Origin of the sequence: Mycolicibacterium holsaticum DSM 44478 = JCM 12374 (assembly GCF_019645835.1) — a bacterium.
Lineage (GTDB): Bacteria > Actinomycetota > Actinomycetes > Mycobacteriales > Mycobacteriaceae > Mycobacterium > Mycobacterium holsaticum.
In genome coordinates this window covers 4,848,665-4,867,194 of sequence record NZ_CP080998.1, presented here as the reverse complement: position 1 = coordinate 4,867,194, position 18,530 = coordinate 4,848,665, and the positions used below count along the sequence as shown (strand labels likewise).

Sequence of the window (18,530 nt, the reverse complement as noted above, 5' to 3'; positions counted from 1 at the left end):
GCGATGTGCAGAGGGCGGGGTGTCAGCCGGTGTCAAACGGCCAAGTTCGGAGCCATTCTACGTGGGCCGATGTCGTGCCCACGCACCCTCGTGGTGCCGCCGGTGTGCTATTGGGCCGCCCTCACCACCATCCGGTGACATCGGAGAGTTGGCGGCCCAGCTCGTCGGCCAGCGTCCGCACATAGGTCGACGAGAGGTGATGGGCGTCGTGGTAGACGAGCACGTTGCCCTCGACCGCACGGCAGATGTCGACCCGGCACACCGCATCGCTCAGGTCGAGTATCGACATCGACCGGTAGCGGCCGAGGTAGTCGTATGTCGGGTTGCGTTCGGCCAGTGCCTCATGGCGCGGCAGCCCGCAGAGTTCGGCGTCACCGCCCTCGGCCAGACAGTCCACCGGTGCAAACAGGGTGCCGTCGCGGTACATCCACGGGGTGTCGCGCAGCCCGAGGATCGCGATGTCGTTGGCGTCGAGCTCATCCCAGACGCCGAGATAACCGTCGGGCACCATGTCGCCGGGCCCGGCGGGATGGGGCCGGGTCGTCGTGGTGAACACGTAGTCGGGCCGGTCGGCGACCAACGCGTCCAGCGCATCCCGCACCCACGACCGGCACTCCGGATAGGGCTCCTGTGTGACGGCGTTGCGCGGATCGTCGTCCGTCGTCAACGGGCAGCCCATCTTGAGATAGGTCACGACGCGAAAGCCGTGCCGCACCCCGAGCAGGTCCAGCCCGGCGATCCAATGCTCGGAGTGCGAACCGCCCGCCAGCGCTATGGTTCTGGTCGCGCCGGGGTCGCCGTACACGCACCGGATCACCTCGGTGCTGGCGAAGTCGGTGATGCAACCGTCGGTCGTGGTCGCAGGAAGATCATCGGCGGCCTCCAGGATGGAGGGCCGCATCGGAAGCGCGGGCACCCGCACCGGTTCGATGAGCGCGCGGGCACCGGGATAGTCACGCGGCGACAGCGACGACAGCTCGTTGCCGTTCGCCCGGATACCGGCGATGTGGTCGCGCCATCCGAACGACGTCACGCACAGGGTCACCGCGAGCAGCGCCACCACCGTGCCCAGCGCCGCGGTCAGCCGACGTGCCCGGCCTCGAACCGGTTGTGGGGCAAGGGCCGTCGTGCCGGTTGTCTTACGCAGCGGATCCTCGACGAACCGCCACGTCAGATAGGCCAGCAACAGCGACGCGGCGAACAGCAGCACGCCGCCGCGCAGCCCGACGACGTCGCGGTCCAGAAAGGCCATGGCGAAGATCAGCAGCGGCCAGTGCCACAGGTACAGCGCGTAGGCCATGGCGCCCAGCGTGACCAGCGGGCCGGCGGCCATCAACCGGTTCGGCCACGGCAGCTTGCCCTCGGCTCCCGCGCCGCTGAAGATCAGCAGGATCGTGGCGCCCACGGGGACCAGCGCCCACGGGCCGGGGAACTGCGCCGCTCCGTCGATCAGGATGCCGCAGCCGACGATCATCGCCAGCCCGGTCAACGCGGCCGCGGCGCGCAGCCATCCGGGCATGCGCACGACGGCGATCACCGCGGCGGCCAGCACACCGGCCAGCAGTTGCCAGGCGCGGGCGAAGCTGTCGTAGTAGGCGCTGGTCTGGTCGAGGTGATGGGCGAACACCGCGTAGGTGAACGAGGCGACGGTGGCCACGCCGGTGACCGCGACCAACACCTGGCGTCGGCGCGCACCCCAGCCACGTTTGTCGGAGGCGATCATCACCAGCCAGGCGATCAGCAGCATCGCGACGAAGAACTGGCCCTGCACCGACATCGACCAGATGTGTTGCAGCGGGCTGACACCTTGGCCGGCGCGCAGGTAGTCGTTGGCCGTCACGGCCAGATACCAGTTCTGGAAGTAGCCGAGGCTGGCCAGGCTCTGATCGGCGAACGCCTCCCAGCGCGTCTGCGGCTGGATCACCACCGTCAGCACCGCCGACGCGGCCAGCACCACCACGAGCGCCGGGCACAGCCGGCGGACCAGTCGAATCAGCGCACCGGACAACGGCTCGTCGGCGCCGGGTTCGGCGGCCTGCCGCAGCAACCGGCCGCCGAGGAAGAACCCGGACAGCACCAGGAAGACGTCGACGCCGCCGGAGACCCGCCCGAACCAGATGTGATAGACCACCACCAGCGCGATCGCGATACCCCGCAGGCCGTTCAGATCGTCACGGACCCGACGGTGCACAGCTTGAGCAGCGGGGTAGGGCTTTACGGCGGGCACGCGGAATCCTATGGGCGCCGGGCACCACACCCGGTCAGCAGGTCAGAAGTCGCTCAAAAATACCGCAGCCAACCGGCACCCGGGCCAGCACGGTGGCACGGCGCCGCATATCACCGCCAGTAGCCGGACGAACACGTCGGCCATGCCGGTGCGACAAGGCCGAATCGCGTTGGCCCGCGGAGTGATTCGTGTGACGACGATCGGGTCGCGGTCGACGTCAGCGTGTGGCCGAGCACCCCGATGCCCGCCCCGAGGATGGGCCAGACCGGCCAGAAGTACCAGGAGCCCGCCGTCAGGCCGACCGCGAGCCACACGGTGAGCACGATCGCGACCATCGTCAGGTAACCCGCCAGGTGGATCCGGACGGCGCGCCGCGCTGCCTGTCTGCGGGCCTGCCGGCGCTGCGGATCGTCGCGCTTGAGCCGGTCGACCGGCAGGTCGGCGGTCAGTTCGCGCAGTTGCGCGCGGGTATTCGCGGCGAACGTGGTCTGCAGCCGCGACTCGTACTCGTCCATGGGGAGATAGCCCTGCGCGAGGGCCTGGCCGAGCAAATTCGCGGTGTTCTCCCGGTCGGTGTCGCCTGCGCGCACGCCGGCCGTGTCGGGGACGATCATGGTGAACCTCCGCAATCTTGACATTGACAAGTTCACCTGCCGACTATGCCGCCTGAACCTGGCACTGTCAAGATGTGTCCGCGGCGGGAGGTCAGCGAGCCGCGGAGAACGCGCGCAGCGACTCCACCTGCGCCGCGTCCAGCGACGGCCGCACGGCATCGCGGGCGGCGGCGACGTCGGCGGCCGTCACGTCGGCCGCGTCGATGGAGCGCCGCATCGCGGTCAGCGCCGACTCGCGCAGCAGCGCGACACAATCTGCGGCGCTGTACCCCTCCAGGTCGTCGGCGAGCGAATCGAGGTCGACGGCCTGATCACCCTCGGAGGCCAGCGGAATCGACTTGCCCGCGGTGCGCAGGATCTCGCGGCGGGCCTCGGCGTCGGGCGGTTCGACGAACACCAACTTCTCCAGCCGACCCGGACGCAACAGCGCGGGATCGATGAGATCGGGCCGGTTCGTCGCGCCCAGCACCACCACGTCACGCATCGGCTCGATCCCGTCGAGCTCGGTCAGCAAGGTCGCCACCACGCGGTCGGTGACCCCGGAGTCGAAGCTCTGCCCGCGCCGGGGCACCAGCGCGTCGATCTCGTCGAGGAACACCAGCGACGGCGCCGAGTCCCGGGCGCGTTGAAACAGTTCGCGCACGGCCTTTTCCGAGGATCCCACCCATTTGTCCATCAGCTCAGCGCCTTTGACCGCATGCACCGACAACCTGCCCGAACTGGCCAGCGCCCGCACCACGAACGTCTTACCGCACCCGGGCGGACCGTAGAGCAGCACGCCTCGCGGCGGCGCGACGCCCAACCGGGCAAACGTGTCGGGATGCTGCAGCGGCCACAGCACCGCCTCGGTGAGCGCCTGCTTGGTGGCGGCCATGTCGCCGACGTCGTCGAGTGTCACCGAACCGACGGACACCTCCTCGGTGGCCGAGCGCGACAGCGGACGGATCACCGACGTCGCGCCGATCAGGTCTTCCTGGGTCAGGCGCGGCGGTTCATCTTCGGCGCTGGCGCGTGCCGCCGCCCGCAGCGCCGCCTCGCGAACCAGCGCGGCCAGATCCGCGACGACGAAACCCGGTGTGCGATCGGCGACTTCGTCGAGGCTCAGATCGGCGGCCGGGACGTCGCGCAGCAGCACCTCCAGCAGCTGTCTGCGGATCGCGCCGTCGGGCAGCGGCAGCCCCAGCTCGCGGTCGCACAGATCGGGTGCGCGCAGCCGCGCGTCGACGTTCTCGGGCACCGCGGAGGTGGCGACGAACGCGACCCCGCGGGTATGTACGGCGTTGCGCAGTTCGGCCAGGATCAGCGAGGCCACCGGCTCCGGCGTCGATGGCAGCAGCGCGTCGATGTCGGTGATCAGCAGCACCCCGCCGCCGTCGCAGACCGTGCGCACCGCCGACGCCACGCTGCTGAGCCTTTCCTCGGTGCGCAGCGCCCCGACGTCCGGGCCGTCGAGCTCGATGAGCCGCCGGTTGGCGCACACGGCGCGCACCATGGTCGCCTTGCCGACACCGGCGGGACCTGACACCAGTACACCGAGGTTGGCTGCCGCACCGAGTGTTTCGAGTAGTTCGGGCTGATCCAGTGCGAGCTTGAGCCATTCGGTCAGGCGCTCGACCTGGGCTTGGACGCCCTTGAGGTCCTCGACACTGCGCGCCGGCGTTGGCGCGGTGGTCGGCGCCGACGCGGTCGTGGTCGGCGCGCCGTCCGAGTTGGCTGAGGATGCCCATGCCACCGACGTATTCGGTTGCACGCTCACCGGTCCGGCGGGGTCGGTCGCGGTCACCGTCAGCAGTTCCGATGTCCAGGTGATGCCGACCGAGGACGCCAACGCCGCCGTGGCACGCGAGGTGGGGATGTCGGGGCCGAGTTCGCGGGGCAGCAGCGACACCGTGTCACCGACCGTCATCACCTTGCCCAGCAACGCCTGTCGCAGTGTCTGCGGCGAAATCGACTGGGTCGCCAGCTTGGAACCCGACAGCGTCACCGAGCGCGCGCCGTAGACGGTCACCGGGGCGACGAGCACCGTGGTGTCTTCCCGAAGCCCGGCGTTGGACAGCGTGACGTCGTCGAGTAGCGCGGTGCCCGCCGGTGTGCCCGCCGGGGCCGCACCCACGACCGCGGAGGTGGTCCGTGCGCCGGTCAACGACACCGCGTCCCATTCCCGGACGCCCAGCGCCGCAATGGCTTCTGGGTGCAGCCGGATGACTCCCCGCCTGGAGTCCAGCGCGGATGTGTTTAGCCGCGCGGTCAGGCTGAGTTGCTGTTCGGTCACGTCAGGAGCCCGGCCTGCGCAGTCCGAGCCGCAGCATGGAGCGCCGGTGCGGTTGTGCGCGACGGATGGCCCGTCGCGCCGCGCGCTGTTGGCGCGGCCGCTCGTCCCACACCTCGGGATGCTGAGCCAGGAACCGCTTGGTGCGCACGGCGAACGGGATATGGATCACGTACGCCGCGATGATCAACAGGATCACGAGGTAGCCGTAGAGGATCGCGGCCGCGACGCCGAGCGCCAGCAGCGCCAGCAGCGGCGCGACCATGTTGGGGGACACCGAGAACGTGTGGATCTTGCGCATCGGAATGGTGCTGACCACCAGCAGTGAGACGCCCACCATCCAGATCACCACGGCCCACTCCGACGTCCACCAGCCGTCGCCGAACTGCATTTTGGCGGCAAGGGGTCCGATCGCGCCGATCGCGCCTGCCGGTGCGGGCATCCCGACGAAGTACTTCTTTTCGAAGGCGGGTTGATCCACCGCCAGCATCGCGTTGTAGCGCGCCAGGCGCAGCACGATGCACACCGCGTACAGCAGCACCACCATCCAGCCGATCCGCGACTGCGACAGCAGCGTGCCGTACACGATGAACGCCGGTGCCACACCGAAGTTGACCGCGTCGGCCAGCGAGTCGATCTCCTCGCCCATCCGTGAGGTGGCCTTCAGCGCGCGGGCCATGCGCCCGTCGAGCGCGTCGAGGATCGCCGCAACGGCAAGAAAGGCCATCGCCTCGGTCGGCCGGTTGTCCAGCGCCATCTTGACCGCGGACAGGCCCAGGCAGATCGCGGCCACCGTCATACCGCTCGGCAGGATGCGCAGGCTGACCACGCCCGGCTTGACCCGAGGTTTGATCACGGAGCCGCTCCGGCGGCGACATCGGATCGCGGCAGCTCGGCCAATACCGTTTCACCGGCCAGCGCGCGCTGCCCGGTCGTCACCAGGATGTTCGCGTCGGCGGGCAGGTACGTGTCCAGCCGGGATCCGTAGCGGATCAGCCCGTACGTCTGCCCCATCGCGAGCTTGTCGCCGATTTTGGCGTCGCACACGATGCGGCGCGCGATCAGCCCGGCGATCTGCACGGCGATCACCTCGACGCCCTCGGGGCTGCGGATCACCATGCTGTTGCGTTCGTTGTCCTCGCTGGCCGCCTCGAGTTCGGCCGAGCCGAACAAACCGGGCCGATGCACGACGGCGGCGACCTCGCCGCCGATCGGTGCGCGCTGCACGTGCGCGTCGAACACCGAGAGGAAAATGCTGATACGCATCAAAGGTGTTGCCGGCAGACCCAGTTCGGCTGGCGGCGGCTTTTCCTCGATGAGACAGATCAACCCGTCGGCCGGTGCCACGACAAGACCCGGGCGGGTCGGTGCCACGCGGGGCGGATGCCGGAAGAACGCCGCGTTGGCGGCCGCCGACGTCAGGCCCGCCCTGCGCAGCCACGGGTTCTTCCACCCGAGCGCGGCGACGGCGAGGCTGGCTCCCACGAAGGGCAGCCCGGCGCGGTGCATCGGCGGAATCGTGGTGCGCACCAGCGCCGCGAGCCGCTCGGGGCCTGATGTGAGGTCGGGGCGTCTGGCCATTGTCCCGCGATTCTACGGGCGAACGCCTCGGCCGAGACGCCTATGCCAGGTCCCACACCCGCACGTGGGTCCCCGCGGCGACCTCGGTGACGTCCTCGTCGATCTCCAGCAGACAGTTCGCCGACGCCAGCCAGCGCAGATGATGTGAGGCGGGCGGGCCGTAACCGGTGACCGTGCCGGCGTCGGCGTCGAACACGCCGCGGCGAAACTGGCGCTTGCCCCGTGGTGAGGTCAGGTCCTCGGTCAGCACCGCGGTGCGGCGCGGACGCTCCGGGTTCGGCAGCCCCATCGCGGCACGCAGCGGCGCGCGCAGGAACACCTCGAAGGACACCAGCGCGCTGACCGGGTTGCCCGGCAACGTGATGATCGGCGTGCCCTCGAATTCCCCGCAGCCCTGCGGCATGCCCGGTTGCATCGCCACCTTGACGAAATCGACCGAGCCGCTCAACGCGTCCTTGACGACCTCATAGGCGCCCGCGCTGACGCCACCGGTGGTGACGATCAGATCGGCGTCGCGGGCGTGGCGGGCCAGCGTGTGGCGGAACGAGTCGACGTCGTCGCCGGACATCGCCGAGGCCACCACCTCGGCGCCGGCGTCCCGGACGGCCGCCGCCAGCATCACCGCGTTCGACTCGTAGATCTGGCCGGGCTGAAGCGGCGTGCCCGGGGTGACCAACTCCGTGCCCGTCGACATCACCAGCACCCGCTGGCGCGGAATCACCGTCAGCTCACCCAGTCCGAGCGCGGCGGCCAGGCCCAGCGCCGCCGGGGTGACCAGATGCCCGTGGTGCAGCACTGTGGTGCCCGCGGTGACGTCCTCGCCTGCGCGGCGGATGTGTTTACCGGGTGTCGCGCCGGCCCGGATGGTGACGGTGTCGACGCCGCCGTCGGTCGCCTCGACCGGCACCACGGCCGTCGCACTGGACGGCACCGGTGCTCCGGTCATGATCCGGTGTGCCGTACCGGGTTTGAGCGTCAGCACATCGGTGCGGCCGGCCGGGATGTCCTCTGCGACGGGCAGGACGACCGGCTGCTCGGGCGTCGCGGCCGCCACATCCTCGGCGACGACGGCGTATCCGTCCATCGCGGAGTTGTCGAACCCGGGCAACGACAGCGGCGCGACCACGTCGTCGGCCAGCACCAGACCCAGTGCCTCGGCGATCGGCACCCGGACGGGGGAGCGGGGCGCGATGAGTCCCGCGACGACGCGTTGGTGTTCTCCGACGGGGCGCATCAGACGGGAAAGGTGACGCCGGTCAGCTCTTCGGACATGCTCCAAAGGCGACGTTGGATGTCTTCGTTGTGCGATTGTGCGCTGGAGGCAACGAGTTTCGGATGCCCCCTGGTCTCGCCGATGCTGTCGGGTCCGTAGTACTGGCCGCTCTGCACGCCGGGGTCGGTGGCCGCGCGCAGGGTCGGCAGCGCGCCCATCTCGGCGGGTTGGGCGACGATCTTCCAGAAGAGGTCGGGGATCAAGTCGGGCAGATGCCGCATGAGTTCGGTGTCCGACAACCCCGGGTGTGCGGCCACCGCGATGGTGGGGGCGTCCTTGGTCTTCAGCCGGCGGGCCAACTCGTAGGTGAACAGCAGGTTGGCCAGCTTGGACTGGCCGTAGGCCTCCACCCGGTTGTATTTGCGCTGCAGGTGCGGATCCTCGAAGTGGATACGGGCCAGCAGCCGGTGGCCCACGCTGCTGACCGTCACGACCCGCGACCCGCCGACCGGCAGCAGGTTCTCCAGCAGCAGCCCGGTCAGCGCGAAGTGGCCCAAGTGGTTGGTGCCGAACTGCATTTCGAAACCGTCCTCGGTGGTTTCGCGCTGGGGTACATACATCACGCCGGCGTTGTTGATCAGCAGATCGATGCGTGGATAGGCGGCGCGAAGCTCGCCCGCGGCCTTGCGGACGCTGCGCAGCGAGGACAGGTCGAGCTCCTGCAGCGTGACGTCGGCGTTGGGGCTGGCGGACCTGATCCGGTCGACGGCCTGTTGGCCCTTGTCGAGGTTGCGCACAGCGAGCACCACATGTGCGCCCTTGTCGGCAAGCACTGCAGCGGTGTCATAGCCCAGTCCGGAGGTGGCGCCGGTGACGATCGCCACCCGGCCTGACTGATCCGGCACGTCGGCCGCGCTCCATTTGGCGGTCATGCGATCAACATACTGCGCCCGGCATACGTCATGCTCGGATCATGGATCTGGTTGAACCCGCCCATCCGCCGAGTCGCAAGGCCCCTCTGGTGTGGGCGATCGGCGCGGCGATCCCGTGGCTGGTGCTGGCGTTGGCCCAGCTGGCCTGGCTGATCGTCGACCCGCGGAGGTGGTGGCTGCACGCGTTGGCGGCGGTGCTCACCGCGGTGGGCGTCGCGGTTTTCGTGGTCGTGGTGCCGCTGTGGCGGTATCGCGTGCACCGATGGGACATCGACGCGCGGGCGGTGTACACGCGGTCGGGTTGGCTGGTGCAGGAGTGCCGGATCGCGCCGATATCACGGGTGCAGACCGTCGATACCGAACGAGGGCCGCTGGACCGGCTGTTCGGCCTGTCCACCGTCACGGTGACGACGGCGTCGTCGGCGGGCGCGGTGCGCATCGTGGCGTTGGACGCCGAGGTGGCCGACACGATCGTCGCGCAGCTCACCGACGTCGCCGCGCTGGGCGCGGAGGACGCGACGTGAGCGAGCTTCCCACCGCGCAGGTGTGGCACCGGCTGAGCCCGCGCATGCTGCTGGTGCATCCGGTGCACGAGGTGATGCGCCAGATCCCGGTCATCATCGGATCGTTGGTGCTGGGTTCGGCAACCGGGAACCCGGTGGTGGTGGTGATGGTGGTGGCGGCCACGGTGGCGTTCGGCGTGGCGCGCTGGTTCACCACCACCTACCGCATCGGCCCCACCGATGTGCAACTGCGCACCGGGGTCCTGCAACGCAAGGTGCTGTCGGTGCCGCGCAACCGGATTCGTTCGGTGTCCACCGAGGCGCGGCTGCTGCACCGGCTGCTGGGCCTGACGGTGCTGCAGGTGAGCACCGGCAAGGAGGCCAGGGGCGACGCGGTGTTCGCGTTGGATGCGGTGCAGGCCGAGGAGGTGCCGCGGCTGCGGGCCGTGCTGCTGGCCGACTCGTTGGCGGTCGCCGCAGAAGAGCAGGGCCCCGCCGGGCGGGTGCTCGCGCAGTGGGAGCCGTCCTGGCTGCGTTACAGCCCGCTGAGTTTCACCGGGTTGGCGATGATCGCGGCGGCGGCCGGTTTGGTCTATCAGATGGGAGCCGGTGCGGCGCTGGAGGGTTCGCAGGTGGCCCGGTCGGGTCTGAACGCTGCCGAACAGTTCGGTGTGCTGGCGACGGTTGCGGTGCTGGTCGCCGGCGTGCTGCTCGCGTCGGTGGTGCTGTCGGTGCTGCAGTCACTGTTGAGCTACGGGAACCTGGTACTGCGGCGCGACGCGGATGTGCTGCACCTCAAGTTCGGCTTGGTTCGGGTGCGGGAGCACACCTTCGACATGCGCCGGTTGCGCGGTGGAACGCTGCGCGAACCGTTGTTGGTGCGACTGTTCGGCGGTGCGCGGTTGGATGCGGTGATGACCGGTGTCGGCGGGGAGGGCGAGGCGTCGCTGCTGTTGCCGCCGTGTCCGAGGGCGACGGCCGAGACGGTGCTGACCGATCTGATCGCGCGGCCCGACGTGGTGCGCGGCCCGCTGCGCGGACACGGCCCCGCCGCCACCCGGCGGCGGTGGACGCGGGCGATGCTGGTGCCGGTGGTGGCCGCCGTCGCGCTGGCTGTCGCGTCGGCGCCCACGTGGGCCTGGGTGCTGTGCGCGGTGCTCGCGGTGTGCTGTGCGCTGTTGGCGTACGACCGGTCGCGGGCGCTGGGGCACCAGGTCGGGAACGGCTGGTTGGTCGCGCGCACCGGCAGCCTGCAGCGGCGCCGTGACTGCATCGAGACGTCGGGCATCATCGGCTGGACCGTGCGGCAGACGCTGATGCAGCGCCGCGCGGGAGTGGCGACGCTGATCGCGGCGACGGCGGCGGGCGTCAAGCACTATCAGGTGATCGACGTGCCTGAAGAGTTGGCGTGGTCGGTCGCCGCGCAGGCGTCACCGTGGGTCGCCGACAACGAGTGGGCCCGGGCGGGGTCCGAGTTGCGCTGAATCGGTTGCCGTTTAATGTCGGGCAATGGCGATCGGTGGAGTGCTCTTCGACATCGATGGTGTGCTGGTGACTTCATGGAAACCGATCGAGGGTGCGGCGACGACGCTGCGCACGCTGGCCGACCATCAGATCGCCTGCTCCTATCTGACCAATACGACGACACGCACCCGGGTGCAGATTGCCGAACTGCTCACCGAGGCGGGCATGGCCGTACGCCCCGACGAGGTGATCACCGCGGCGGTGTTGACGGCGGAGTATGTCCGCGACCGGTTCCCGGACGCCCGGTGCTTTCTGGTCAACAGCGGTCAGATCGCCGAGGACATGCCCGGCATCGACATCGTGTATTCGAACGAGTTCAGCGGACCGCAGACGCCCGACAAACCCGACGTCGTACTGCTCGGCGGCGCGGGTCCGGAGTACAGCCATCTGACGCTGTCGTGGGTCTATGACTGGATGGCCCAGGGCGTGCCGGTGGTCGCCATGCACCGCAGCACCGCCTGGACCACCACCGACGGGTTGCGGGTGGACACCGGGATGTATCTGATCGGGATGGAGGAGACGTCCGGACGCAAGGCGACCGCGGTCGGCAAGCCGGCGCCCGACGGGTTCCTCGCGGCCGCAGGCCGTCTCGGCGTCGAACCCGACGAGATGTATATGGTCGGTGACGATCTCAACAACGATGTGCTGGCCGCGCAGGTGGTCGGAATGACGGGGGTGCTGGTGCGCACGGGCAAGTTCCGGCAGGACACGCTGGACCGTTGGGCCGCAGACGAGTTCGCGATGCAGCCCAACCACGTGATCGATTCGGTGGCCGGGCTGCCGAAGCTTCTCGGGCTGTAATGATGACAGTGTGGGAGCGGATGCAGCAGGCGCTGCTGCGGCGGGGGATCAACACGGTGTTCGAGCTGGTGTTGTGGATCGCGTTGGCGTACACGGTGATCGGTGTCGGCTACGCGATGCTGCACATCGAATTGATCGGCCAACTCAAGCACGTGCTCAGCGCCGACTTCACCGTGTTCGCCAACATCGCGGCGCTGATCGTCGCGGTGGCGTTCTGGCCGGTGCTGCTGGCCAGTTCGCTGCTGTGCGGCGTGGCCGGCTGCGGGTTGCTCACCTAGCTAGTCACGTCTGAAGCGTGCGGACCGCCTCGATGCGCGCCCGCAGTTGCTCGGTGGTGGCCGCCGCCACCGGGGGCCCGCCGCAGATCCGGCGCAGCTCGTTGTGGATCCAGCCGTGCGGCTTACCGGTGCGGTGATGGGCGATCGACACCAGGGCGTTGAGCTCGCGGCGCAGTTCGCGCAGCTGTCCGTGGCGCGAGATGTGGGCCACCCGCTCCGTTTCACCGCTGGCGGTGCCCGACTGGGTGTCGCCGACCGCGCGGCTGCGACGGTCGATCTGCTCTTCCTGCCTGCGCCGCAACAGGTCTCGCATCTGCTCGGCGTCCAGCAGCCCGGGGATGCCGAGGTAGTCGGCTTCCTCGTCGCTGCCGGCGGGCGTCGCGGTGCCGAACGACGAGCCGTCGAAGATCACCTGGTCCAGCTCGGCGTCGGCGCCCAGCGATTCGAAACCGTTGTCGAGCTCGCTGGGCTCGGACTTGCGGGGTTCGACGTAGTCGTCGTCGCCGTCGGATTCGCGGTGCGGCTTGCCGAGCACGTGGTCGCGCTGGGCTTCCATCTCGCTGGCCAGCATCAGCAGGTTGGGCACCGAAGGCAGGAAGATGCTCGCGGTTTCCCCGGGTCTGCGGGACCGCACGAACCGGCCGATGGCCTGGGCGAAGAACAGCGGCGTCGACGCGCTGGTGGCGTAGACGCCGACGGCCAGCCGCGGCACGTCGACCCCTTCGGAGACCATGCGCACGGCGACCAGCCAGCGGCTGGTGCCCGCCGAGAACTGGCTGATCCGGTCCGACGAGCCGGGGTCGTCGGAGAGCACCACGGTCGGCGCCTCGCCGGTGATCTTGGTGAGCAGTTCGGCGTAGGCGCGCGCGGTGGTCTGGTCCGAGGCGATGACCATGCCGCCGGCGTCGGGCATGTGCTGGCGCAGTTGCCGGAGCCGGGTATCGGCGGCGGCGATGACGGCGGGCATCCACTCGCCGGCCGGGTTCAGCGCGGTGCGCCAGGCCCGTGCGGTCTGCTCGGCGCTGAGCGGCTCGCCGAGGCGAGCGGAGTGTTCCTCGCCCGCGCTGTCGCGCCAGCGGGCCTCACCGGAGTAGGCCAGGAAGACCACCGGACGCACCACCCCGTCGGCGAGCGCCTCCGCGTAGCCGTAGGTGTGGTCGGCCACCGACCGGCGCACACCGTCGCCGTCGGGCTCGTAGGTGACGAACGGGATCGGGCTGTCGTCGCTGCGGAACGGCGTACCCGTCAGCGCCAGCCGGCGCGCGGCGTCGCCGAACGCCTCGCGCATGGCCTCGCCCCAGCTCTTGGCGTCACCGCCGTGGTGGATCTCGTCGAACACGACCAGCGTGCGGTAGTTCTCCGTGCGCACCCGGTGCCGGGTCGGGTGGCTGGCCACCTGGGCGTAGGTGACGACGACGCCGTGGTACTCCGAGGACGTCTGCGCCGACGAGTTGGTGAACTTCGGGTCGAGCGCGATCCCGACCCGGGCCGCCGCCATCGCCCACTGCGTCTTGAGGTGGTCGGTCGGCACGACGACGGTGACCCGCTCCACGGTGCCGTCGGCCAGCAGCTCACCGGCCACGCGCAGGGCAAACGCAGTCTTGCCGGAACCGGGCGTCGCGACCGCGAGAAAATCGCGCGGTTGGGCGCCAAGATACCGCACCAAAGCCCGACGCTGCCAGCCTCGCAAAGCCTGGGTGTCGGGCGCTGAATTAGCCCGCACCCAAGACTCCTCACTGATCGGTAAGCAGCCTAGCGCAACGGATTACGCGTTCGCATCTTCCCCGGGCTACGTGTCGACAAAGAAATTGTCGTTACGGACGAACCAGTCGTGCCGCTCGTCGTCGGTCATGTCGCCGAGCTGCGCCAGGCCCTCGAAGTAGTGCTCACGGGGAGCGCCTGGAGCAAACAACATCAACAGCGACGCGGGCTCGTCGGCTTCGTTGCGGAAGCCGTGGATGCCCCCGGGTGGGACGTAGAGGAAGTCGTTGGGGTTCGCGTCGGTCCAGTCGCTGCCGTCGTAGAGGGTGACGGTCCCGGACAGCACGAAGAACGCCTCGGACATCGCCCGGTGGAAATGGGGTCCGGGTCCGCCGCCCTTTGGGGCGATCTCGACCCGGTACAGCCCGTAGTCGCCGTCGGTGGCTTCCTGGTTGGCCAGGTAGCGGTACTGCACCAGGCCGAACGACTCGTAGTCCGGCGGTTCGTCCCCGCGTTTGACCCACGCGCTGACCTCCGGTTGGTCCTCGGTGTACCGGGCTGGAGGATAGGGCGGCACATCCCGCGGATTCCAGAGTGACATCGCATGTCAGCCTGCCATATTCGGATACCGGGAATCGCGAACTCCGGTCAGTTCCTCCGTCGCCGCCCGCAGGGTGGGCAGCGCGCCCATCGCGGCCGTGGCCGACGTCAAGACGATCCTGGTCAAAGCGCAGGTCATGCGGAGCTGTGACCCCGAGGCGGCACAGCGACTCGTCGATGTCATTTTGGACGGGCTGCGGACCCGCTAGACGACCTTGCACTCTCCCTGGTCGAGTGCTAAGAATGCAGTTGGCACTCGCGACCGGTGAGTGCTAGGTCGGGCCGGTGAGGCAAGGGGCCGCAACCCGCGGAGCACACCCAACGCCGTCCGTCGCGGGCACTGCACCCGGCCAACAGATGTGCCACCCCCAATCCGGAGGAATCACTTCGCAATGGCCAAGACAATTGCGTATGACGAAGAGGCCCGCCGCGGCCTTGAGCGGGGCCTGAACGCCCTCGCCGACGCGGTAAAGGTGACGTTGGGGCCCAAGGGTCGCAACGTCGTGCTGGAGAAGAAGTGGGGCGCCCCCACGATCACCAACGATGGCGTGTCCATCGCCAAGGAGATCGAGCTGGAGGACCCCTACGAGAAGATCGGCGCCGAGCTGGTCAAGGAAGTCGCCAAGAAGACCGACGATGTCGCCGGTGACGGCACCACCACCGCCACCGTGCTGGCCCAGGCGCTGGTGCGCGAGGGTCTGCGCAACGTCGCCGCGGGTGCCAACCCGCTCGGCCTGAAGCGCGGCATCGAGAAGGCCGTCGAGAAGATCACCGAGACGCTGCTCAAGTCGGCCAAAGAGGTCGAGACCAAGGAGCAGATCGCTGCCACCGCGGCGATCTCGGCCGGTGACACCCAGATCGGCGAGCTGATCGCCGAGGCCATGGACAAGGTCGGCAACGAGGGTGTCATCACCGTCGAGGAGTCCAACACCTTCGGGCTGCAGCTCGAGCTGACCGAGGGTATGCGCTTCGACAAGGGCTACATCTCGGGTTACTTCGTCACCGACGCCGAGCGGCAGGAAGCGGTCCTCGAGGATCCGTACATCCTGCTCGTCTCGTCGAAGGTGTCGACGGTCAAGGATCTGCTGCCGCTGCTGGAGAAGGTCATCCAGTCCGGCAAGCCGTTGCTGATCATCGCCGAGGACGTCGAGGGCGAGGCGTTGAGCACCCTGGTCGTCAACAAGATCCGCGGCACCTTCAAGTCCGTCGCCGTCAAGGCCCCGGGCTTCGGTGACCGCCGCAAGGCGATGCTGCAGGACATGGCGATCCTCACCGGTGGCCAGGTCGTCAGCGAGGAAGTCGGGCTGTCCCTGGAGACCGCCGACGTGTCGCTGCTCGGCAAGGCCCGCAAGGTCGTCGTCACCAAGGACGAGACGACGATCGTCGAGGGCGCCGGCGACAGCGAGGCGATCGCGGGCCGGGTCGCGCAGATCCGCGCCGAGATCGAGAACAGCGACTCCGACTACGACCGCGAGAAGCTGCAGGAGCGTCTGGCCAAGCTGGCTGGCGGTGTTGCGGTGATCAAGGCCGGCGCTGCCACCGAGGTGGAGCTCAAGGAGCGCAAGCACCGCATCGAGGACGCCGTTCGCAACGCCAAGGCGGCTGTCGAGGAGGGCATCGTCGCCGGTGGCGGCGTGGCTCTGCTGCAGTCCTCGCCGGCGCTGGACGATCTGAAGCTCGACGGTGACGAGGCCACGGGTGCGAACATCGTTCGCGTGGCGCTCGAGGCACCGCTGAAGCAGATCGCCTTCAACTCGGGCCTGGAGCCCGGCGTGGTGGCCGAGAAGGTGCGCAACCTCGACGCCGGTAAGGGCCTGAACGCCGCGACCGGTGAGTACGAGGACCTGCTCAAGGCAGGCGTGGCCGACCCGGTCAAGGTGACGCGTTCGGCGCTGCAGAACGCGGCGTCCATCGCGGCGCTGTTCCTGACCACGGAGGCCGTCGTCGCCGACAAGCCGGAGAAGGCGGCCGCGCCCGCGGGCGACCCGACCGGTGGCATGGGCGGCATGGACTTCTAAGTCTGTCCGACGAAAAGCCCGGTTCCTCGCAAGAGGGCCGGGCTTTTTCGTGGGTGAACAGATCCGCCGAACGTGGGTTACCCGCACGCTTTTTCGCGCCAGCCGTGACACGAGGCCACACTCGGCGGGCCGCGCAGCGGGATTACTTCTTCAGCGGCACGCAGTCGTGCAGGCAGTCCGGGCTCGTCGACGGCGATTGAGCCGTGGCTTTACGGTGCAGCACCGCGCGGGTCGGCGTGATCTGCAACGTGTCGTCAGCGGGTCGGCCGGTTCCGTCGACGATCAACGAGTAGCCGCCAGGTTCGCGCGGCGGCCAGAGCACCGTGACATCGCCGTGCGCGGTGACGTTGCGTTGTGTGGTCTTGCCGATGGATCCGACGTCGAGCGTGCCGTCGACGAGGACCGGGTCCACCGCGACGGTGTGCGCGCGGTAGTCGTCGCCGACGGTGATCAGGTAGGCGAAGTCGAAATCGGCCAGCGCGTCACCCAGCTTGTCGAGGTCGACTTTGACACTCATGACGTCGGCTCCGGTTGCCGACCCCGGATCAGCCGGCCGGGGCGCGCCGCGGTCGGAACACCGTTCTCGGCGATGATCTCACCCGACACGATGGTCGCCACGTAACCGTCGGCGCCCTGGTCCAGGCGGCGACCGCCCGCGGGCAGGTCGTAGGCGATGACGGGCCGGTGCAGATGCACCGCCGCGTGGTCGATGACGTTGAGGTCTGCCTTGTAGCCCACCGCGATTCGGCCGCGGTCGGCCAGGCCCGCCACGCGTGCGGGCACCGAGGTCAGCTCGCGCACCGCCTCGGCCACCCCCAGCCTGCCGGATGCGCGGTCACGCGCCCAGTGCGCCAGCATGTACGTGGGAAAGCTTGCGTCGCAGATCATTCCGTAGTGCGCGCCGCCGTCGCCGAGGCCCAGCACGACATCGTCGCGGCGGATCAGCTCCGCCACCGTGTCGAGGCTGCCGTCGCGGAAGTTGGCCAGCGTCACGAGCAGCATGGCATGGCCGTCGTCGTCGAGGAGGCGGTCGTATGCCTCCTCGAGCGGGCTGACACCGCGTTCCCGGGCCCGGCTGGCGATGCTCTCCGACCTCGGCGGTTCGTAGTTCGGCGGATCGCCCAACGGGAACATCCACTCGAACGCCTGCGCCGCGAACATCAGCGGGTGGCCGTCGGACGCCGGCGTATCGGCCAAGATCCGTTGGCGGACCTCGGGTCTGCGCATCTGCGCGATGCGTTCGGCCAGCGGCAGGTCGGCGATCTCCCGGTAGCTCGGGTACATGACGAACGGGTTGCCCGAGAGCTCGAGTCCGAGCACCAGCCCGATCGGCCTTGGGAAGATCTGCGCGGTGACACGGGGCCCGTCACCGCCGGCGGCGTTCGCCTTCTCGACCATGGTGAGCGCGTCGACGAAGAACGGGTCGCCGGCGTTGCCGATCGCCAGCGTGAACGTGACCGGAAGGCCGACGTCCTCGGCGACGTCGAACACCGTCTGCAGCACGGGTTCGTAGTCGCCGGCGACGAGGTCGGGGACGAACTGGATCAGGCCCCCACCGCCGTCGTCGACACCGCGGGCGATCGCCTCGATCTCGGCGCGGTCGGCGTCGTAACTCGGGATGGGCCGGCCGCTTTCGGTCTTGTGCAGCGTGAACCGCGACGACGCGAACCCGAGCGCGCCGACCTGAACCGCTTCGGCGGCCAGCTTGCGCATCAGCGCGAGGTCCTCGGCCGTAGCCGGTTCACGGTCGACGCCGCGCTGGCCCATCACGTACACCCGCAGCGGGGAGTGCGGCAGAAGGGCCGCCACGTCGATGTCCCGGTGTCGCGACTCCAGCACATCGAGGAACTCCGGGAACGTCTCCCAGCTCCACGGGAGCCCGTCGACCATCACCACACCGGGGATGTCCTCCACCCCGGCCATCACGTCGACCAGCACGTCATGGTCTTCGGGGCGGCAGGGCGCGAACCCGACGCCGCAGTTGCCCATCACCGCCGTCGTCACGCCATGCGCGGAGGACGGGGTGAGCCGGTCCGACCAGATCGCCTGGCCGTCGTAGTGGGTGTGCAGGTCGACGAACCCTGGGGTGACGAGCAGACCGGCCGCGTCGATCTCGCGCGCCCCGTCGCCGTCCACCGCGCCGACGGCGGCAATCACCCCGCCAGAGATGGCCACGTCGCCGACGTAGGGTTCGCCGCCGAGGCCGTCGACGATGGTGCCGCCGCGGATCACGAGTTCGTATGTCATATGTCGAATCTACGATGTCCCG

17 protein-coding genes are annotated in these 18,530 nt (G+C 69.2%); 5 read left to right on the top strand and 12 right to left on the bottom strand.

Going from position 1 to position 18,530, the window contains the following annotated elements; genetic code table 11:
* Positions 1-121: 121 nt before the first annotated feature.
* The 7 genes from K3U96_RS23495 to K3U96_RS23465 form a co-directional block, all read right to left on the bottom strand.
* Positions 122-2,227, bottom strand: a complete 2,106-nt coding sequence (locus K3U96_RS23495) for an acyltransferase family protein (protein WP_230982262.1) — start codon at positions 2,225-2,227, stop codon at positions 122-124.
* A 110-nt stretch (positions 2,228-2,337) separates the two neighbouring features.
* Complete coding sequence (locus K3U96_RS23490) at positions 2,338-2,841, bottom strand: DUF1707 domain-containing protein (RefSeq protein WP_220691252.1); 504 nt, start codon at positions 2,839-2,841, stop codon at positions 2,338-2,340.
* Between the two features lie 91 nt (positions 2,842-2,932).
* The gene (locus tag K3U96_RS23485; RefSeq protein ID WP_069404229.1) at positions 2,933-5,113 is read right to left on the bottom strand and encodes an AAA family ATPase; all 2,181 of its coding nucleotides are present in this window, start codon (positions 5,111-5,113) and stop codon (positions 2,933-2,935) included.
* Between the two features lies 1 nt (position 5,114).
* The gene (gene pssA / locus K3U96_RS23480) at positions 5,115-5,966 is read right to left on the bottom strand and encodes a CDP-diacylglycerol--serine O-phosphatidyltransferase (protein WP_205871063.1); all 852 of its coding nucleotides are present in this window, start codon (positions 5,964-5,966) and stop codon (positions 5,115-5,117) included.
* On the bottom strand, positions 5,963-6,691 hold the full coding sequence (locus tag K3U96_RS23475) for a phosphatidylserine decarboxylase (RefSeq protein WP_069406295.1): 729 nt from the start codon (positions 6,689-6,691) through the stop codon (positions 5,963-5,965). Before K3U96_RS23475 ends, pssA begins: the two co-directional genes overlap by 4 nt.
* A gap of 40 nt (positions 6,692-6,731) precedes the next feature.
* On the bottom strand, positions 6,732-7,925 hold the full coding sequence (gene moeA, locus K3U96_RS23470) for a molybdopterin molybdotransferase MoeA (protein WP_220691251.1): 1,194 nt from the start codon (positions 7,923-7,925) through the stop codon (positions 6,732-6,734).
* Positions 7,925-8,836, bottom strand: a complete 912-nt coding sequence (locus K3U96_RS23465; RefSeq protein ID WP_220691250.1) for an SDR family NAD(P)-dependent oxidoreductase — start codon at positions 8,834-8,836, stop codon at positions 7,925-7,927. The genes moeA and K3U96_RS23465 overlap by 1 nt, the downstream gene beginning before the upstream one ends.
* Before the next feature lie 41 nt (positions 8,837-8,877).
* Here K3U96_RS23465 and K3U96_RS23460 point away from each other — a divergent pair, with 41 nt between their 5' ends.
* The 4 genes from K3U96_RS23460 to K3U96_RS23445 are packed head-to-tail and all read left to right on the top strand — an operon-like array spanning position 8,878 to position 11,942.
* Positions 8,878-9,360 (top strand): PH domain-containing protein, encoded by a 483-nt coding sequence (locus K3U96_RS23460; RefSeq protein ID WP_220691249.1) that lies wholly within the window; start codon positions 8,878-8,880, stop codon positions 9,358-9,360.
* 44 nt (positions 9,361-9,404) lie between these two features.
* Positions 9,405-10,823 carry a PH domain-containing protein gene (locus tag K3U96_RS23455; RefSeq protein WP_220693660.1) on the top strand — a complete coding sequence of 473 codons (1,419 nt, stop codon included), beginning with the start codon at positions 9,405-9,407 and terminating at the stop codon, positions 10,821-10,823.
* Between the two features lie 25 nt (positions 10,824-10,848).
* The gene (locus K3U96_RS23450; RefSeq protein WP_220691248.1) at positions 10,849-11,664 is read left to right on the top strand and encodes an HAD-IIA family hydrolase; all 816 of its coding nucleotides are present in this window, start codon (positions 10,849-10,851) and stop codon (positions 11,662-11,664) included.
* A 2-nt stretch (positions 11,665-11,666) separates the two neighbouring features.
* On the top strand, positions 11,667-11,942 hold the full coding sequence (locus K3U96_RS23445) for an addiction module protein (RefSeq protein ID WP_230982261.1): 276 nt from the start codon (positions 11,667-11,669) through the stop codon (positions 11,940-11,942).
* A gap of 4 nt (positions 11,943-11,946) precedes the next feature.
* Here the strand turns inward: K3U96_RS23445 and K3U96_RS23440 are convergent, their stop codons facing one another.
* The 3 genes from K3U96_RS23440 to K3U96_RS27080 form a co-directional block, all read right to left on the bottom strand.
* The gene (locus K3U96_RS23440) at positions 11,947-13,665 is read right to left on the bottom strand and encodes a DEAD/DEAH box helicase (protein ID WP_069406300.1); all 1,719 of its coding nucleotides are present in this window, start codon (positions 13,663-13,665) and stop codon (positions 11,947-11,949) included.
* A gap of 66 nt (positions 13,666-13,731) precedes the next feature.
* Positions 13,732-14,244: a cupin domain-containing protein gene (locus tag K3U96_RS23435; RefSeq protein ID WP_069406301.1), complete on the bottom strand. Its 513-nt coding sequence runs from the start codon at positions 14,242-14,244 to the stop codon at positions 13,732-13,734.
* A gap of 6 nt (positions 14,245-14,250) precedes the next feature.
* Positions 14,251-14,382, bottom strand: a complete 132-nt coding sequence (locus K3U96_RS27080; protein ID WP_268928461.1) for a hypothetical protein — start codon at positions 14,380-14,382, stop codon at positions 14,251-14,253.
* Between the two features lie 253 nt (positions 14,383-14,635).
* Between K3U96_RS27080 and groL the strand changes: the two genes are divergently transcribed.
* Entirely contained in the window at positions 14,636-16,261 is a 1,626-nt protein-coding gene (gene groL, locus K3U96_RS23430) for a chaperonin GroEL (protein ID WP_069406302.1), read from the top strand.
* Positions 16,262-16,403: 142 nt separating this feature from the next.
* Here the strand turns inward: groL and K3U96_RS23425 are convergent, their stop codons facing one another.
* Positions 16,404-16,778 (bottom strand): pyridoxamine 5'-phosphate oxidase family protein, encoded by a 375-nt coding sequence (locus tag K3U96_RS23425; RefSeq protein ID WP_220691247.1) that lies wholly within the window; start codon positions 16,776-16,778, stop codon positions 16,404-16,406.
* Positions 16,775-18,508: an N-acyl-D-amino-acid deacylase family protein gene (locus K3U96_RS23420; protein ID WP_220691246.1), complete on the bottom strand. Its 1,734-nt coding sequence runs from the start codon at positions 18,506-18,508 to the stop codon at positions 16,775-16,777. Before K3U96_RS23420 ends, K3U96_RS23425 begins: the two co-directional genes overlap by 4 nt.
* Positions 18,509-18,530: the final 22 nt, after the last annotated feature.

Excerpts from the sequence above, each read along its gene's own strand:
- groL (WP_069406302.1), top strand. The coding sequence starts at position 14,636 with ATGGCCAAGACAATTGCGTATGACGAAGAGGCCCGCCGCGGCCTTGAG.
- K3U96_RS23475 (WP_069406295.1), bottom strand. The coding sequence starts at position 6,691 with ATGGCCAGACGCCCCGACCTCACATCAGGCCCCGAGCGGCTCGCGGCG.
- moeA (WP_220691251.1), bottom strand. The coding sequence starts at position 7,925 with ATGCGCCCCGTCGGAGAACACCAACGCGTCGTCGCGGGACTCATCGCG.
- K3U96_RS23490 (WP_220691252.1), bottom strand. The coding sequence starts at position 2,841 with ATGATCGTCCCCGACACGGCCGGCGTGCGCGCAGGCGACACCGACCGG.
- K3U96_RS23420 (WP_220691246.1), bottom strand. The coding sequence starts at position 18,508 with ATGACATACGAACTCGTGATCCGCGGCGGCACCATCGTCGACGGCCTC.
- K3U96_RS23465 (WP_220691250.1), bottom strand. The coding sequence starts at position 8,836 with ATGACCGCCAAATGGAGCGCGGCCGACGTGCCGGATCAGTCAGGCCGG.
- K3U96_RS23425 (WP_220691247.1), bottom strand. The coding sequence starts at position 16,778 with ATGAGTGTCAAAGTCGACCTCGACAAGCTGGGTGACGCGCTGGCCGAT.
- K3U96_RS23455 (WP_220693660.1), top strand. The coding sequence starts at position 9,405 with ATGCTGCTGGTGCATCCGGTGCACGAGGTGATGCGCCAGATCCCGGTC.
- K3U96_RS23435 (WP_069406301.1), bottom strand. The coding sequence starts at position 14,244 with ATGTCACTCTGGAATCCGCGGGATGTGCCGCCCTATCCTCCAGCCCGG.
- K3U96_RS23445 (WP_230982261.1), top strand. The coding sequence starts at position 11,667 with ATGACAGTGTGGGAGCGGATGCAGCAGGCGCTGCTGCGGCGGGGGATC.
- K3U96_RS23450 (WP_220691248.1), top strand. The coding sequence starts at position 10,849 with ATGGCGATCGGTGGAGTGCTCTTCGACATCGATGGTGTGCTGGTGACT.
- K3U96_RS27080 (WP_268928461.1), bottom strand. The coding sequence starts at position 14,382 with ATGACCTGCGCTTTGACCAGGATCGTCTTGACGTCGGCCACGGCCGCG.
- K3U96_RS23460 (WP_220691249.1), top strand. The coding sequence starts at position 8,878 with ATGGATCTGGTTGAACCCGCCCATCCGCCGAGTCGCAAGGCCCCTCTG.